The 658-nt window shown below is 37.2% G+C and carries 1 protein-coding gene; it reads right to left on the reverse strand.

The window, feature by feature from the left end; all coding sequences use genetic code 11:
• Positions 1-168: 168 nt before the first annotated feature.
• Complete coding sequence (locus tag AB4232_RS22065) at positions 169-579, reverse strand: H-NS family nucleoid-associated regulatory protein (protein WP_012604381.1); 411 nt, start codon at positions 577-579, stop codon at positions 169-171.
• Positions 580-658 lie beyond the last annotated feature (79 nt).

Below are 658 nucleotides of genomic sequence, written 5' to 3' on the forward strand. Positions count from 1 at the left end.
AGGCATTTTTTTGATTTATATTTCTAATAGTGAAATATAAAAAAGGCTCCGAAAGGAGCCTTTTTTGTTTCTGAATATATTGAAGCCGTAAATAATACTTTAGTCGACTTAAATATTAATTCTATTGCTTAGTGGGTTATTGATTATTCACTTAGCAAACTCGATGCCTTAAAGAGCAAACTCTTCTAGAGATTTACCAGCATCTAGTTGTTCTTGGATAGCTGAAGGCGTACGGCCTTGACCTGTCCAAGTTTTCTCGTCGCCATTCGCGTCTACGTATTTGTATTTCGCAGGGCGAGGAGCACGTTTAGATTTTGTTGTTTTAGATTTTGCTTCACCAGAAAGTGCAGCAATAAGATCGGCAACATCGATTCCGTCTTTTGCAATTTGTTCTGCGATAGCAGAAAGTTTAGCTTCTTGCTCTGCTTTTGCTGCGCGTTCTTCAGCTTCAGACTCTTGACGTTCTTGTACAACAATAGTCAGCTTGTCTAGCGCTTCTTCAAGTTGCTCAAGAGTTAATTCACGTGAGAACGCACGAAGGCTACGGATATTTAATAGAGTTTTTGTTAATTCAGACATGATATTTCCCATCAAGGTAAACTAAATAATCCTCCTAATAATAAACAGAGCCTAAGAATAAAACAAATAGTATTTCTTC

Origin of the sequence: Vibrio sp. 10N.286.46.A8 (assembly GCF_041470165.1) — a bacterium.
GTDB lineage: Bacteria > Pseudomonadota > Gammaproteobacteria > Enterobacterales > Vibrionaceae > Vibrio > Vibrio tasmaniensis_A.